Source organism: Peribacillus sp. S4 (assembly GCF_046715815.1).
Classification (GTDB): domain Bacteria; phylum Bacillota; class Bacilli; order Bacillales; family DSM-1321; genus Peribacillus; species Peribacillus frigoritolerans.
This window is the reverse complement of the sequence record NZ_CP175708.1, coordinates 2,768,524-2,784,301: the sequence shown is the minus strand read 5'-3', so window position 1 is coordinate 2,784,301 and position 15,778 is coordinate 2,768,524. Positions and strand designations below refer to the sequence as shown.

Below are 15,778 nucleotides of genomic sequence, written 5' to 3'. Positions count from 1 at the left end.
AAAAAAAGGGAAGAGTTTTTCTTGGTATAATAATATTTTTACAATAAATGTCTTTTTTCTTTAAAAAAGTGTTTAAATTTACAAAAAAACGGCTATTTATAACAATAACTTCACCTCCATTTGAAGGATTAATATCATTTTCATCGAATATATATAATAACTGGGGAAGGATGGGTAAAATACTATCGAGTTAATACTGATGGAGGGGTTTTATTGAGTACAATTATTGACCAGCTACAAGAGATTTATCCAAGCGATTTCGATTTGTATTTGTTTCATGAAGGCACCCTTTATGAAAGCTATAAAATGCTTGGTGCACACATTGTGACAACATTAGGTAATGAAGGAGTACGCTTCACCGTTTGGGCCCCCCATGCCAAGCAAGTTTCAGTAGTCGGTAATTTTAATAATTGGGACGGAAAAGATCATGTGATGAAACGGATCGAGCGTTCAGGTATCTGGGTGTTGTTCGTACCAGGATTACAAGAAGGGGAAATCTATAAATATGAAATACATACACCCGGAAATAAACGTATCCTAAAAGCCGATCCATATGCCTTTTATTCGGAGGTCAGACCAAATACTGCTTCGGTCATTAAAAGGCTGGATAATTTTGAATGGCAAGATTCGAAGTGGATAGCCGATAGGAAAAAGGAAAATATTTATCAAAAACCCATGTCCATTTATGAAGTGCACCCAGGAACATGGAAACAGAAAGAAGATGGTGAATTTTATTCGTACCGTGAATTGGCTGATAGATTAGTTGAATATGTGATTGATAATAGTTTTACACATATTGAAATCATGGCCATAATGGAACACCCTTTTGATAAATCGTGGGGATACCAGGTCACAGGTTATTATTCCGTAAACAGTCGGTACGGTTCACCGGAAGATTTTAAATATTTAATTAACCTTTGCCACCAAAAGGGCATAGGTGTAATCCTTGACTGGGTTCCCGCCCATTTTTGTAAAGACGCGCATGGACTTTCTCGTTTTGATGGTACGCCTCTCTATGAACCAATTGATTACACGAGAGCAGATCGCCCGTTATGGGGGACATACAACTTTGATTTTACTAAACCAGAAGTAATAAGTTTCCTTATATCAAATGTAATGTTTTGGATGGATGTATACCATATTGATGGGGTCCGTGTCGATGCGGTATCGTCAATGGTTTACTTGAATCATGATAATCCATTGCCGGTCAAGCTGAAAAACCAGTTTGGCGGTGAGGAAAACCTTGAAGCCATACAATTTTTACAAAAACTTAACGAAGTGGTTTTTAAGAAATATCCCAATGCATTAATGATGGCTGAAGAAGCGACAGACCGGCCACTTATAACTTCACCTACCGATATAGGCGGCCTGGGCTTTAATTACAAATGGAATATGGGATGGACTAACGATATCCTTCGTTATATGAAACTTGAAACAAATGAAAGGCCATATCATCATAACCTTTTAACATTTTCATTTTTCTATGCTTTTTCAGAAAATTTCGTCTTGCCCTTTTCACATGATGAAGTGGTTCATGGCAAGAAGTCATTATTGAATAAAATGCCAGGTGACTATTGGCAGAAGTTTGCAAATTTACGGTTACTTTTTGGGTATTTCATGACGCATCCTGGGAAGAAGCTTCTCTTTATGGGAGGAGAATTTGGCCAATTCATAGAATGGAAAGATGAGGAACAATTGGATTGGTTGCTTTTGGAATATGAATCCCACGAAAAGATGGCATATTACTTCCGTACCCTTCAGGAATTTTACAGCCAAACTTCCTCCCTTTGGAGACTGGATCATGTCCAGGAAGGTTTTGAATGGATCGATCCGAACAATAGTGAACAAAGTATCATCACCTTTATGAGAAAAGGTAAACGCAAAGGCGATTATTGCATTGTTGTCTGTAATTTTTCTGCACAGGCTCATGCTCACTATCAAATAGGTGTACCATCGCAAGGCAAATATATTGAAGTTTTCAGCAGTGATTCAGCAGCTTTCGGAGGATCGGGTCAGATCAATGAAGAACCCATTAATGTCAAAAAGATACCATACCATAATCAACCATACAGCATGGAAATAACTGTACCTCCATTAGGCATTTCTATTTTTATGAAGCAAACAAAAAAAAGACGGGGGAGAGTGACCGAATAATGGGAGCGAAAAAATGGATAGCAATGTTATTGGCAGGAGGCCAGGGTTCAAGGTTAGGCGAATTGACAATTGGTTTGGCAAAACCAGCTGTACCCTTTGGCGGTAAATATAGAATCATCGATTTTCCATTAAGTAACTGCACTCATTCTGGTATAGATACGGTTGGGGTACTGACCCAATACCAGCCATTGATTCTAAATGATTATGTTGGTAATGGCAAAGCTTGGGACCTTGATTTGGATGTTGGCGGAGTTTCCGTACTTCCCCCTTATCAAGGGAAAGAAGGCGGTGAATGGTATAAAGGGACGGCAAATGCTGTTTATCAAAATATCCAATACATTGATAACTATGATCCGGAACATGTACTGATTCTTTCTGGTGACCATATTTATAAGATGGACTACAGTAAGATGCTGGATTATCACATTGAAAAAAATGCAGAGGCAACAATAGCGGTCATTCAAGTGCCGTGGCAGGAAGCAAGTCGTTTCGGAATCATGAATACTAATGATGATGATAAAGTCACACAATTTGACGAAAAACCAAAATACCCAAAAAGTAATCTTGCTTCCATGGGAGTTTACCTTTTCAATTGGAAAACCCTAAGACGGTATTTAATCAATGATGAAAAAGATGAAAATTCTTCCAATGATTTTGGCAGCAACATCATTCCAAAAATGCTTGAAGATCGAAAAAAGCTATATGCCTACCGTTTTAATGATTATTGGAAAGATGTTGGAACGGTCGAAAGTCTTTGGCAGGCACATATGGACTTATTGGAGGATACGCCAAATTTCCAGTTAAATGATCAGCAATGGAAAATTTTTGCCCGCAATGCAAATCATCCACCGCAATATATATCACCGGATGCCGAGGTCAGTCAGTCGCTTATCAATGAAGGTTGCATGATACATGGGAACATTGAACATTCGGTTTTATCCTATAATGTACAGGTGGGCTATGGTTCAACCATAAAAGATTCAGTCATCATGCCTAATGTCACGATTGGTAAAAACGTTCATATAGAAAGAAGCATCATAGCCAGTAATTGTGTTATAGAAGATGGTGCCGTAGTTGGCAATTCAGCGGTGACATCCGATATTACCTTAATTGGTGAAAATCAGACCATTATCAATCCAAACAAAAAAAAGATCACTCTTAACTAGAAAAAGGGGAAGATGCTATGGAAAATGTGTTGGGTATTATAAACTTAATCAATGAAAGACAACATTTAAAAGATCTGACTGCTCACCGTAATGTAGCATCTGTGCCATTTGGTGGACGCTACCGTTTGATTGACTTTACTATGTCGAATCTCATTAATGCAGATGTATCAAAAGTAGCCGTTTTCCCAAAAGAAAAGTATCTTTCAGTTATGGATCATCTTGGCTCAGGTAAAGAATGGAACTTGGATCGGCGTTCAGGAGGCTTATACATCTTGCCCCCTATCCATCCGGATGAAACGGTAACAGGCGATATGAAGCAATTTTATGACCATCTCAGCTTTTTCGAACGTGCAGAGGCAGATACTGTCATCATTTCCCCAGGAAGCCATGTATGCAAATTGGATTTTAATGAAGTACTTGATTATCACAAAAAACATAAAGCGGATATCACGGTGGTATATAAGGATTATGTAGGGGAATTGATTGAAAAACCAATCTATCACACCTGCTCGGTAGATTCGGATGAAGACATAACTGACATTAGCTTTTATACAATCCCTAGACCTGGTGACCATGTTTGTCTAGAAACTTTCATCATAAGTAAATCGCTATTGGTGAATTTGATCAAAAGCTGTGTTGCCAGTGGGGAATATGACTTTTTGAAAGACGCTGTGAAAGCAAATCTTCATCGTTTTACCGTAAAAGGCTATAACTTTACAGGTGATATGCCATTCATCCATTCCATTGAAAGCTTTCATGCCAGTAATATGAATTTCCTGAACCCTTCGGTAATCCGTTCTTTCTTCGGGGATACTTGGGATGTTTATACGAAAATCAAACATGAGGCACCGACCAAATATTCAAGTTCTTCGAAGGTTACCAATTCATTGATAGCCAACGGTTGTGATATTGAAGGGATTGTCGAAAACAGTATACTCTTCCGTGGGGTAAAGGTGAAAAAGGGTGCGATAGTAAGGAATAGCATCATCATGCAAAAAGGCGTGATTGAAGAAGGAGCCATCGTTGAAAATATCATAACTGATAAAGAAGTGAGAGTTACTAGTGAAAAATCAGTCATTGGTTTAAAGCAGCCTACTGTAATAAAAAAAGCGGAAGTAATTTAATAGAGGATAGAGGAGGTGCGGCAATGAATGTTGTATTTGCTGCTTCAGAATGCGCCCCTTTTATAAAAACGGGAGGGCTCGGAGACGTTATAGGCGCGCTCCCGAAAGCGCTGAAAAAACAGGGAGTCCATGTAAGTGTCATCCTACCTAAATACGGGGATCTTCCAAACCAATTCAAACAGGAATTGGAACATATGACGAGTATTGAAGTTCCTGTTGGCTGGCGCCAGCAATTTTGTGGCATCGAAAAACTTGTTGCTAACGGAATTACATATTATTTTCTAGATAATGAATATTATTTCAAAAGGCATGGTAGTTATGGTTTCTTCGATGATGGCGAAAGGTTCGCCTTCTTTTCCCGTGCAATTTTAGAGGCATTACCCTATTTGGAAGAAAAACCGGATGTTATACACTGCCATGATTGGCAAACGGGCCTTGTCAGCGTTTTGATGAAAGCCCATTATCATAACCATCCATTCTATCAGGATATTAAAACGATATTTACGATACATAATTTACGCTATCAAGGAGTTTATCCTAAAGTTGTATTAGCTGAATTACTCGATTTGAGTGAGTTATATTTTAATATCGATGGTCTTGAATTTCATGGGAATGTAAGTTATTTGAAAGCCGGCCTGGCTTTTTCTAACATAGTCACAACGGTAAGCCCAAGTTATGCGGAAGAAATTCAGATACCTTATTTCGGGGAAAATCTGGATGGGTTTTTACGTAAGAGAAAAGGTGAACTTAAAGGTATTATCAACGGAATCGATTATGAGGAATATAATCCTGCAGCAGATGAACATCTTGCTGTTCCATTCGATTCTTATGAGGGTAAGATAGAGAATAAACGTCAGCTTCAGGAATCGCTGGGTCTGCCTGTCAATGATGACGTCCCGGTTTTATCAATGGTAACGAGGCTTGTTGATCAAAAAGGAATAGATCTTGTTCTCCATGTTTTTCATGAAATGATGAACCAAGGAGTTCAATTCATTCTTTTAGGTACGGGTGAAGAGCAATATGAATCGGCATTTCGTCATTTAGCTGACCAATATCCAAATCAGGTTTCAGTCCATACATATTTTGATGAGGGGTTAGCAAGAAGGATATATGCAGGTTCTGATTTATTCCTGATGCCATCACAATTCGAACCATGTGGTATCGGCCAACTCTTGGCACTGCGTTATGGTACACTGCCTTTAGTGAGGGAAACTGGCGGACTTCGTGATACGGTCATACCGTATAACCAATTTACTGGTGAAGGCAATGGCTTCAGTTTTACGAATTATAATGCACACGATATGCTCCATACAATTGAGCAATCTGTTGGCCTGTACAAATTCCAGCCGAAAAGATGGAGGAAAATGGCCGAAAATGCAATGAAGTTAGACTTCAGTTGGACGTCATCGTCATTAAAGTATATGGAGCTGTATGAAAGTTTGATTCCTGTCATGAAGTGATAACTGGATAGGTAATACACAAAGCACTTGCGAACATGGTTTTCGTAAGTGTTTTGTTTCTTTTACCATCAAATATGGGTATATGATATTTATATATAAAATATTGCTGTGTAGGAGAATGAAAAGATGAAAAGAAGAAGGATGGAAATTGTATTTTTATTTATATTAATTGCTTCAGTTTATATGATCCTGTTCACTTCAGTTAGCTTCGACGTGAAGCTATTTTTTATTGGATTATATATTTTGGTCATGTTTATCACCCTATTTTCACTAATGCTCGAAAATAGATTTGCCCACGAGACACTTTTATGGATGTATGTGCTTTTGTTTTTCCCGGTATTTGGATATGTATTTTATCTATTCTCAGGTCAGCTCTATTTAAAGGGGTATTTATTCCGAAGTAAAAGGAAAAAAGATCGAGAAGAATGGAAGAGTCTTGTTACACGGGTATCCTCTCCAGATTTATCGTTCTTGAATGATCATCAGAAATCATTCGCAGCTTTTGCCAAAAATGCATCTGAGACCACCATTAGTACATCATCGAAAACGGAAGTATTGAAAAATGGCAACGAAACGTTTACAGAAATCATAAAACAATTAAGAAAAGCTGAGAAATTCATCCATATTGAATACTATATTTTTCGTTCCGACAGGCTTGGTACTGAAATTATAGATATCCTTATTGAAAAAGCAAAAAATGGTGTGGAGGTTTTATTCATTTTTGATGCGGCAGGAAGTTTAAGCCTCTCAAATAATGAGGTTAAACGGATGAAAAATGCAGGGGTTAAAGCCTATCCCTTTTCGCCATTGAAACACGGTTTTTTCAATCAAAAATTTAATTTTAGGAATCACCGCAAAATCATCATCATAGATGGGGAAGTTGGCTTTGTAGGAGGTTTAAACGTAGGAGAGGAATATTTAGGCCGAAATAAAAGCATTGGTTTTTGGAGAGATACACATATGATCCTTAAAGGTGAAGCGGTATATATGCTTCATACCGTTTTCCTTTTGGATTGGGAATATGTCAGCGGCGAAGATGTATTGCAAGGACGTCCAGAATTCAAGAATAAAGTGGTACAAGGGGATGGAGCTGTCCAAGTGGTAGCGAGCGGACCTGATACACAACAGGGGATCATGAGTGACTTTTACTATTCACTTATCACGAACGCCACAAAATCAATCTGGATTGCAAGTCCATACTTCGTACCAAATCAAGCGATTAAAGCAGCAATTAAACATGCCGCAATTAAGGGGATACAAGTTAGGGTCATGGTTCCGGCAGTAAATGATGGGTTTTTAACCCAATACGGCAGTCGCTCCTATTTCGGTGAGCTGCTTCAATTCGGCGTAGAGGTATACTCGTACAAAAAAGGTTTTCTACATCAGAAACTTATTATCGTAGATGGTGATTTGGCTTCCATAGGAACGGCAAATATGGATATGAGGAGTTTCCACCTGAATTTTGAAGTGAATGTCTTTCTTATGGGTAGCCGTACCATTGAAGATCTCATCACTCATTACAAAGAGGATATGATGGATAGTGACAAACTAGATCCTATCGGGTATAACAATCGTGGTTTACTGGAACGTTCAAAAGAATCATTTGCCAGATTGTTTTCGAATGTACTCTAATGGGAAAAAAAGCAGATAAATAGTATAGTTGAAATGTAAAGAAATTAATTGGCCATAAGGAGAATTTAAGAGAATATGAAATTGGTTTCCTGGAATGTAAATGGAATTAGGGCTTGTGTTAAAAAAGGATTTTTAGATTACTTTAAAGACGTGGATGCAGATATTTTCTGCCTTCAAGAAACTAAGCTTCAAGAAGGGCAGATTTCACTTGAGTTGGAAGGGTACCATCAATATTGGAATTATGCACTGAAAAAAGGATATTCAGGCACAGCCATTTTCACGAAGGAAAAACCGCTTTCAGTGAAATATGGTGTAGGAGAGCTGGATGAGGAGCCGGAAGGCAGGATCATAACACTGGAATTCGAGAGTTTTTATATGGTTAATGTTTATACCCCCAATGCAAAAAGGGATTTATCAAGATTGAATTACCGTCTCGAATGGGAAGATGAGATGATAAAATATCTTAAGGAACTGGACCTGGTGAAGCCGGTTATCTTTTGTGGTGACCTCAATGTCGCACACCAGGAAATCGACTTGAAAAACCCAAAACCCAATATTGGGAATTCCGGTTTTACAAATGAAGAACGTGGAAAGATGACTGAATTACTTGATTCAGGGTTTATCGATACATATCGGCATTTTTATCCAGACCAGGAAGGCTCTTATACTTGGTGGTCATATATGGCAAAAGTCAGGGAGCGGAATATTGGGTGGAGAATCGATTATTTCATTGTTTCAAAACGTCTGGCGGATTCTTTAATAGAGGCAAACATTCACTGCGATGTCATGGGCAGCGATCATTGCCCGGTCGTTTTAGAAACAAACCTCTAAATGGAATAAATTCGGTTAAATGGGGATACTAATGGTTATCCATATTCAACAGGAGGTTTGATTATGAACACATTTATCGTGGGCTTTCATCAAGAAGATAATGTAGACAGCATGCAAGTGCAAAAATTGACGTCGGCTGAGTTTGAAAAAGCAACATCACGCGGATTTCGCAGATTATTTGAACTGGATACAAATATCGGTTATTTCGTATTTTTTGATGCTGAAGATGATGAGGGTGATTTATCCCATCTAGTTTTACAGTATGAAGAAGATAATCAGGATCCAAGTGATTGTTACTCCTTTACTAAAAATGATTTTTATGAGTTCATGGCACTTTATTTACAAGGGATGGATGAAGTGGAAGTGGAGGATGAAGAAGATGATGACAATGAAGAGTACGGACCAATCCATCATCTTGCCCATTTGATGTTTCATATTGTTGAAGAAGGAAAATCCGTAAAGCCATAATTGGCCGAGTAATGTAATGATAGGTACTTGTGAGCTTTGTGACAGGGATGAGATAGAACTAACCATCCATCATTTAACACCTAGAGAATTTGGCGGAAGCCATTTACCCATAGCCTATCTCTGTAAATCTTGCCACAAACAGATTCACGCACTGTATTCAAACCGAGAACTGGCCATCCGACTAAATACCGTGCTTTTGTTAAAAGATGATGAAGCATTAAAAAAATATTTAAAGTGGATTAAAAAACAACCGGTAACAAGGGCAGTGAAAATAAGAAAATTCAATGGGAATTTCAAAAGGGGTTCGGAATTAAAAATTCCGAACCCCTTTTGAAATTCCCATTGAATTTTCCCCCAATGTTCAGAGATTGGGGCTCTACGAGCCCACTATGTTAGAACATTTTTGGACCTTGCCATGTCCAAATGGCCATCTACTTTAAATTAATGGCAGCCAAAGTAAGCATCGCCTGCATCGACAATTTATTAAGTCCCCTTAAAGAAGTCCAACGGATACCATGCTTTTCTTTTGCATCTGCGAATACACGCTCAATCGTTTCTTTACGTTTCGCATATATAGGTTTTACATCTTGATGATGACGCAGATGATCTGCTTCTTCCACATATGTATGCCAGATATGCCGAGTCACCACTTTTTGACCGTCTTTGCTTTCTGTTCACCGAGATAAAAATGAGCATGTTGCACAGATGTGTTTTGGGGATTTATGCTCGCGATAGCCCTATTTATTTGTTGTTGAGTACTTTAATAGCTCTCCCGAAGGGCAAAGGTAACAATCAATATATTCATCGACATAGTTCTGTTTGCGGAAGTTTGTGCGAGGATGTGTATAATGTAAAGCGGGTATGATTTCTCTCTTAAATAGGTAGCTTGTAATTCCATGGTTTTCACGATCTGGAATGATTTCTTCTTGAAGACGTTTTCTTTTCAAATTTCCGTTTATTCGCACTGGCTTTCACATGTGTGGAATCCACGAAAACGTGTTCAGCACTTATTAACTTTTTATTAGTAGCTGTCATTAAAATGCGATTGAAAATCTGTTCAAACAGGTTCTGTATCTTTAAAGCGTCGCTTATAATTTTTCCCGAACGTGGAGTAGGAGGTACTTTATCATGGAAACCATAACCTAAGAACCAATGGTAAGCCATATTTGTTTCAACTTCTTCAATCATTTTACGCATGGAACGAATACCGAAGGAATATTGAATGAAAGTCAGTTTAATTAAAATAACTGGATCAATAACTTGGGCGTCCTACTGATTACATATCTTTCACCAAGTCATAAATGAAAGTGAAGTCAATGGCAGCCTCTATTCAAGTTAATCTCGCTGAATAGAATCATGTTTAGAAAGCATCCTCATTACCTCAGGTTCTAATACTTCTATTTTAAAACAAAAATGACTCTAGGCAAAAGTGTTCTATCTAAAAGTTAAAACAAAGTTGATTGGAACGGAAGGTACGAGACTCCTGCGGGAAAAGCGTGTCCAGGGGAGACCCCGCAGGCGAAAGCCGAGGAGGCTCCCGGACCGCCCGCGGAAAGCGAGTGCCTGGAGTGGAAAGCAACGTCCAAATTGTACAAGCCATAAAAAACTGTAGACAAACTCAACTTTCATCGAGTTGAACTGCCCCGTAAATGTTAGACACCAAACTACATTTACGGGGTGTTTTTTATGGCTAATTTTTCTACCGAACAGAAAATATTCATTACACGACTTTACCTTGAAGGTGAGCACAGCTATATGGATCTTCAAAAAATATTTGAAGTTTCGTATCAAATAATTCAAGGATGGGTTCGTTTATACCAAATTCAAGGAGCCGATGGATTTAAGAAATCCTATACAAGTTATTCTACGGAGTTTAAAATGGATGTACTTAATTATATGAATGAAACGGGTATATCTTCTTACGACGCAGCCGCAAGGTTTAATATTTCATCTCCAGCACTAATTCGGACGTGGAGAATAAATGTTAATGCCTATGGATTAGATGCCCTAATTTCTAAGAAAAAGGGGAGACCATCCATGAAAAAAGATATCAATCCATCCAAACAAATTGAAGGTTCGGTTAAAGAGCTTGAAGAACGAATTAAACAACTAGAAATGGAGAATGCGTATTTAAAAAAGTTAAATACTTTAGTTCAAATGCAGGAAAAATTACAACCCAAATCAAAGCGCAAGTAATTTATGAACTAAAGTCCATTTATGAGGTTGTGGCCTTAATTAAAGTCGCTGATATTCCACGTAGCACGTACTATTATTGGGAAAAACGCTTGAATCGAGAAGATAAGTATTCGAAGGTAAAAGCCACTATTCAGTCTATCTATCATGAACATAAAGGACGTTACGGTTATCGTCGTATCACAAAAGAGTTAAAAAAATATGGGTTTTCTCACAATCCAAAGACCATCAACCGCCTCATGAATGAAATGGGCGTAAAATGTTTAGTCCGTATGAAAAAGTATCGTTCGTATAAGGGGCGTGTTGGTCGAATTGCCCCCCATATTTTACAACGTGATTTTCAAGCCGAGAAAATGAATCAAAAATGGGTAACAGACGTAACGGAATTTCATTTATTTGGGGAGAAACGTTACCTATCCCCTATCCTTGATTTATGTAATGGTGAAATTATTGCCTACAAAGTGATGAAACGCCCTGTTTATAAACTTGTTGGAGATATGTTAGATGAGGCGATTAAACACCTGAAACCAGAAGATACGGTCATCCTCCATTCGGATCAAGGGTGGCATTATCAAATGAAGAAGTATCAAAAAACCTTAAAAGATTCTCGCATTATACAAAGCATGTCCCGTAAGGGAAATTGTTTAGATAACGCAGTCATTGAAAACTTTTTTGGCTTGTTAAAGTCTGAATTGCTTTATCTCCAAGAGTTTGAAAGTATGGAGCACTTTGAAAAGGAATTAGATGATTATATACATTACTATAACCACAAACGAATGAAGGTAAAATTAAAAGACCTGAGTCCGATAGAATACCGAACTCATGTCTTAGAAGCTGCTTAAATTATATGTCTAACTTTATTGGGTCAGATCAAGTTTGTCTACAGTCTGAAGCAAAAGCCCATCTTAATAAGATGGGCTTTTGCTTTTCATTTTCAGCTTGCTTTATTTTTCAACCGATCCAATAAAAATCCACCTTTAAAATAACGTGGTTCATATGAAATGATGAAAGCCTTAGGTTCAAACTTTTCAACGGTTGCTATCAATTCTTGTTCCCGATTGCGTTTGGTCAAGATTTCCATACGATAACGGTTGCTATCCCTGCCCTCGCCCGTATAAAGAGTTACACCAAATCCGTTGTTCCTCAATGTATCTACCAAATGTTCATTTTTGGTTTGAGTATTAACGGTTACATTAATAAAACCGATGGCAAGTTTTTGCTCAATTTTCGTACCAAAAATTATTCCGATTCCAAAACCGACTGCATATACAACCATGGCGAGTATGCTTTGGTCACCGCCAAATACGAGGGATAATCCAAAAACGTATATTAACATTTCTGCGATACCCAGTATCGAGGCGAGTATGGTAATATTTTTTACTAAGAAAATGGTTCGCAATGTGTAAATCGGAACATAAATAAGTTGTAATAGTAGAATCAGAAGTATTTCTTTCACTTGAGCACCTCACCAAAATCTTCCAGTTTGATTAGACGTTTCAAATTAGGAATTGTTCATTCCATAAGTAACATCTTCCCTAATATAACCACATCATAATAGGAGAATTCAATGGGGAATATTATGTATTTTTTGTGTCATTTCCATGGACACAGAATTAAAAATCTCATAAGATTTTTCAATATTCTTTTTTTAATAAATTTGGTATCATTATCCTTATTAATTCATATGGGGGAATGATGATGTTTAATTATGATGGTCGGATATTCAAAGCTAAAATCAATTCTGAAAATGGAGAAGTGTCAGGAAATACTACCTTCCACTATTCACAAGACGGCTCAATTCTTTCAGCAAGTTATCAGGGGGGAGAGATTGTTAAAGGGACTTTAATAGGGCTGGTCAATCTGGATGGAACTCTGGAATTCAGATATAATCATATCAATGAAAAAGGAGAAATTAGAGGAGGCAGCTGCCTTTCCACCCCTGAAATGCTGCCTGATGGAAGGTTGCGCTTACATGAAAAGTGGAAATGGTCAGATCTCGAACGGACTGAAGGACATTCCATCATTGAAGAAGTGAGAAAATAACAATCTACTTAGAGGGGTTTGAGGACAATTACTACTATTTGTTTAGTGCGGCATGGTCAAACAGATTGGAATGCACTAGGAAAGCTGCAAGGGCAGACTGATATTCCTTTAAATGAACTTGGAAAGATACAGGCACGGCAATGTGGTGAATTTTTGTCAAAAGATGATTGGGATGTAATTATTACAAGCCCCCTGAAGAGGGCAAGGGAGACGGCGGATATCATTTCGCACTATATTGAAGTACCGGTTATTGAAAAAATGGAATTCATAGAAAAGAATTTTGGCGTCGCTGAAGGAATGACTGCGGCGGAAAGGAAGTCTGCATTCAGGGATAAAGATTATCCTGGTCAGGAAAATCAGGAATCTCTACGAAACAGGCTGATGTATGGGCTCCAGGAAATTCAGAAGGAGTATCCTGAGAAGAAAGTTATACTTGTTGCACATGGAGCAGTCATTCATTTTATTTTACGCTTGATGTCAAATGAGTCAATCGTATCCAACGAAATGCGCTTGTTCAATGCATGTTTGAGTACGATTAGATTTGAAGTTGATTCTTGGATAATTGATGATTTCAATCAAGTGAATCATTTATCTTAGTCCTATTAAGGTAGGTTAGTTAAAAAGGAAATGGTTGATTGAAAAGCTAATTATAGAAAGAAGGAAATCATGACTAATAAGAAGGCATTGATTTTAGGCGCTACAGGTATGGTAGGCACCCAGTTGGTTAAAGAGCTAGGCAAAAGCAAACTCTATAGTGAAATCCATTTGCTGACAAGAAGGGCACTGAAACTCGCCGATCCCAAATGCATAGGTCATGTTGTGGATTTCGGTAATTTATCCAAGTATGCCGATTTGTTCAAAGTCACCGATGTGTTCATTTGTTTGGGTACAACTATTAAAAAGGCTAAATCGAAGGAAGCATTTCGTAAAGTGGATTATGATTATGTAATTGAAGCAGCTAGATTGGCGAAGACATCCAATGTTGAAAAAATACTCGTCATTACGGCCAAGGGTGCCAATTCCAAATCAAAGTTCTTCTACAGCCGTGTTAAAGGTGATGTGGAAGGTACATTACAACATCTGGCATTGAATACTGTACATATTTTCCGTCCTTCCTTACTTCTTGGAGAACGAAAGGAATTCAGGGCAGGTGAAAAGATTTCTGGGCTGCTAAGTACTTTTGCAAAATTTGTCTTTGTAGGCCCTTTACGTCCATATCGTGCAATAGAAGCAAACAAAGTAGCTGCTGCAATGTACGTTGCGGCACAAACGACGGCAAAAGGATATCATTTTTATGATTCTGCTGAAATAGAGGAACTTGCACAAAGAGTTACGATTAATAGTGATCATCCGGATAAAATAGTAAAAAAATAGATACAAGTTTCCTGTAAAAATGAAGGTTTTTAGAAGACCATGCCGACGATATACTGAAAACGGGCCCCAATAGGCTCGTTTTTAAATTCCTGTGTAATAAAGGTGGAGAACCAGAAGGACTTGGTAATAAGCAATGCTAAAGGTTTTTAGTTGTTTCTATAGCTGAGTTAGCTCAATAAGAAAACCGAGTATAAAGATCCAGGTCTTTTTTAGAAATTTTTCTGGTAATGTTTATAGTGCTTTAGACAAGTTATCGATCGCTTCTTGTTCTGATGGAACAAAAAAAAATTGTTCCCTTTATTAAACTCATAAATGAAATCTTTCAGTGGCTTACTGGTATAAGATGAAAAATCCCCTATGATTGCAAATTCAATATGGAAGTTGGCAAATTTTCGAAGGATCCTCCTGCAAGTTTTGTACTTAGCTATAAAAAATCTTCTTAAATTGCTTCTTGTTTAGTACTATTCGACTGCTACCGGTTTTGCTACTAATCGTCATAATTATATCCAATGCACTTTGTGTTCCTTTCAGCTGGTTATCTAAATAATGAAGCCCTAGATAAAATTGACTTCCTTTTTTATAAAGCATTTATAAATTTGAGGAAATGGAGGACAATGGATTACTATTAATTATAAAAACTTGCCTGTAAAAGGCTCGTTTTAGACTGTAGTCAAACTAGAAGAAAAGCCAGTTTACCTACATTTTTTTATTTATAAACGTTTCAGTTGATTGGAACGGAAGGTAAGAGACTCCTGGGGTGAAAGCGAGTACCCGGAGTGGAAATCAACGTTCAAATCTTCCGGATGAAACTTGATTGTAACAGTGATTTCCACTACAATTTGTAGTGGGAGGTGGAAAAGGATGAATATTAAAAATTTTAAATATGATGAAGTTGGACTGAATCGTTTCTTTGGTCCATTGGAAGCAAATATCATGGAATATTTATGGGATAAAGATGAACAAAGCATTAAAGCGGTTCAACAATCATTGGAAGTTGACAAACCTATCAATTTCAACACAGTAATGACCGTCATGAATCGTTTAGTCGAAAAAGGCATTCTTGAAAAGAGGTCTGAAGGAAGGCTTTCATTATTTCGCCCGGTGCAGTCCAAAGAGGAGTTTTTTGAAGAGCAGTCAAAGAAACTGACTGAGAACTTGCTGGATGAATTTGGTGGAGCGGTCATAAGCCATATGCTGGATGCCATGAAAGACGCTGACCAAGGTTTAATTGAAAAATTGGAACAAAAAATTCAATCGTTAAAAAAGGATAAATTATAATGTGGAAGAGAAAGTCTTATTTTGTGATAAGCTTGAGTCTTTTAATAGCCTGTGT

General features: G+C 37.7%; 17 protein-coding genes. 13 read left to right on the top strand and 4 right to left on the bottom strand.

The features are described from left to right. Positions 1 to 213 precede the first annotated feature (213 nt). The 8 genes from glgB (at position 214) to ACJ9PY_RS13180 (ending at position 9,169) form a co-directional block, all read left to right on the top strand. Complete coding sequence (gene glgB, locus ACJ9PY_RS13215) at positions 214 to 2,154, top strand: 1,4-alpha-glucan branching protein GlgB (protein WP_063576152.1); 1,941 nt, start codon at positions 214 to 216, stop codon at positions 2,152 to 2,154. Next, entirely contained in the window at positions 2,154 to 3,320 is a 1,167-nt protein-coding gene (locus ACJ9PY_RS13210) for a glucose-1-phosphate adenylyltransferase (protein WP_057277564.1), read from the top strand. The genes glgB and ACJ9PY_RS13210 overlap by 1 nt, the downstream gene beginning before the upstream one ends. 17 nt (positions 3,321 to 3,337) lie before the next feature. Continuing rightward, positions 3,338 to 4,444, top strand: coding sequence for a glucose-1-phosphate adenylyltransferase subunit GlgD (gene glgD, locus ACJ9PY_RS13205; protein ID WP_057277565.1), 1,107 nt, complete (start codon positions 3,338 to 3,340; stop codon positions 4,442 to 4,444). 23 nt (positions 4,445 to 4,467) lie between these two features. Next, positions 4,468 to 5,904 carry a glycogen synthase GlgA gene (gene glgA, locus ACJ9PY_RS13200; RefSeq protein ID WP_411740216.1) on the top strand — a complete coding sequence of 479 codons (1,437 nt, stop codon included), beginning with the start codon at positions 4,468 to 4,470 and terminating at the stop codon, positions 5,902 to 5,904. Positions 5,905 to 6,030: 126 nt separating this feature from the next. After that, complete coding sequence (gene cls / locus ACJ9PY_RS13195; RefSeq protein WP_411740215.1) at positions 6,031 to 7,536, top strand: cardiolipin synthase; 1,506 nt, start codon at positions 6,031 to 6,033, stop codon at positions 7,534 to 7,536. Between the two features lie 75 nt (positions 7,537 to 7,611). Beyond that, positions 7,612 to 8,367 (top strand): exodeoxyribonuclease III, encoded by a 756-nt coding sequence (locus tag ACJ9PY_RS13190; RefSeq protein ID WP_403189145.1) that lies wholly within the window; start codon positions 7,612 to 7,614, stop codon positions 8,365 to 8,367. A 63-nt stretch (positions 8,368 to 8,430) separates the two neighbouring features. Beyond that, a complete protein-coding gene (locus ACJ9PY_RS13185) occupies positions 8,431 to 8,835 on the top strand; it encodes a hypothetical protein (RefSeq protein ID WP_034306917.1) in 405 nt (134 codons plus the stop codon). Between the two features lie 16 nt (positions 8,836 to 8,851). Beyond that, positions 8,852 to 9,169 carry an HNH endonuclease gene (locus ACJ9PY_RS13180; RefSeq protein ID WP_411740214.1) on the top strand — a complete coding sequence of 106 codons (318 nt, stop codon included), beginning with the start codon at positions 8,852 to 8,854 and terminating at the stop codon, positions 9,167 to 9,169. A 97-nt stretch (positions 9,170 to 9,266) separates the two neighbouring features. Here the strand turns inward: ACJ9PY_RS13180 and ACJ9PY_RS13175 are convergent, their stop codons facing one another. Both ACJ9PY_RS13175 and ACJ9PY_RS13170 read right to left on the bottom strand, forming a co-directional pair. Further along, a complete protein-coding gene (locus ACJ9PY_RS13175) occupies positions 9,267 to 9,485 on the bottom strand; it encodes a transposase (protein WP_082854623.1) in 219 nt (72 codons plus the stop codon). Between the two features lie 253 nt (positions 9,486 to 9,738). Further along, positions 9,739 to 10,032 carry an IS1182 family transposase gene (locus tag ACJ9PY_RS13170; protein WP_063576156.1) on the bottom strand — a complete coding sequence of 98 codons (294 nt, stop codon included), beginning with the start codon at positions 10,030 to 10,032 and terminating at the stop codon, positions 9,739 to 9,741. A gap of 489 nt (positions 10,033 to 10,521) precedes the next feature. Here ACJ9PY_RS13170 and ACJ9PY_RS13165 point away from each other — a divergent pair. Then, a protein-coding gene (locus tag ACJ9PY_RS13165) for an IS3 family transposase (protein ID WP_411740213.1) occupies positions 10,522 to 11,870 on the top strand; the annotation gives its coding sequence in 2 pieces (ribosomal slippage) (positions 10,522 to 10,981 and positions 10,981 to 11,870; 1,350 coding nt in all). Between the two features lie 92 nt (positions 11,871 to 11,962). Here the strand turns inward: ACJ9PY_RS13165 and ACJ9PY_RS13160 are convergent. Next, complete coding sequence (locus ACJ9PY_RS13160) at positions 11,963 to 12,484, bottom strand: DUF2179 domain-containing protein (protein WP_034306915.1); 522 nt, start codon at positions 12,482 to 12,484, stop codon at positions 11,963 to 11,965. Positions 12,485 to 12,720: 236 nt separating this feature from the next. On the opposite strand from ACJ9PY_RS13160, the gene ACJ9PY_RS13155 reads away from it, so the two are divergent. The 3 genes from ACJ9PY_RS13155 (at position 12,721) to ACJ9PY_RS13145 (ending at position 14,445) form a co-directional block, all read left to right on the top strand. Then, entirely contained in the window at positions 12,721 to 13,071 is a 351-nt protein-coding gene (locus ACJ9PY_RS13155; protein ID WP_375541151.1) for a n-acetylglutamate synthase, read from the top strand. A 27-nt stretch (positions 13,072 to 13,098) separates the two neighbouring features. Next, positions 13,099 to 13,668, top strand: a complete 570-nt coding sequence (locus ACJ9PY_RS13150; protein ID WP_098864598.1) for a histidine phosphatase family protein — start codon at positions 13,099 to 13,101, stop codon at positions 13,666 to 13,668. 69 nt (positions 13,669 to 13,737) lie between these two features. After that, entirely contained in the window at positions 13,738 to 14,445 is a 708-nt protein-coding gene (locus tag ACJ9PY_RS13145) for an NAD(P)H-binding protein (RefSeq protein ID WP_411740212.1), read from the top strand. A gap of 209 nt (positions 14,446 to 14,654) precedes the next feature. Here the strand turns inward: ACJ9PY_RS13145 and ACJ9PY_RS13140 are convergent, their stop codons facing one another. Continuing rightward, the gene (locus ACJ9PY_RS13140; RefSeq protein ID WP_411740276.1) at positions 14,655 to 14,846 is read right to left on the bottom strand and encodes a DUF4180 domain-containing protein; all 192 of its coding nucleotides are present in this window, start codon (positions 14,844 to 14,846) and stop codon (positions 14,655 to 14,657) included. A 460-nt stretch (positions 14,847 to 15,306) separates the two neighbouring features. Between ACJ9PY_RS13140 and ACJ9PY_RS13135 the strand changes: the two genes are divergently transcribed. Further along, complete coding sequence (locus tag ACJ9PY_RS13135; protein ID WP_057277570.1) at positions 15,307 to 15,723, top strand: BlaI/MecI/CopY family transcriptional regulator; 417 nt, start codon at positions 15,307 to 15,309, stop codon at positions 15,721 to 15,723. Positions 15,724 to 15,778 lie beyond the last annotated feature (55 nt).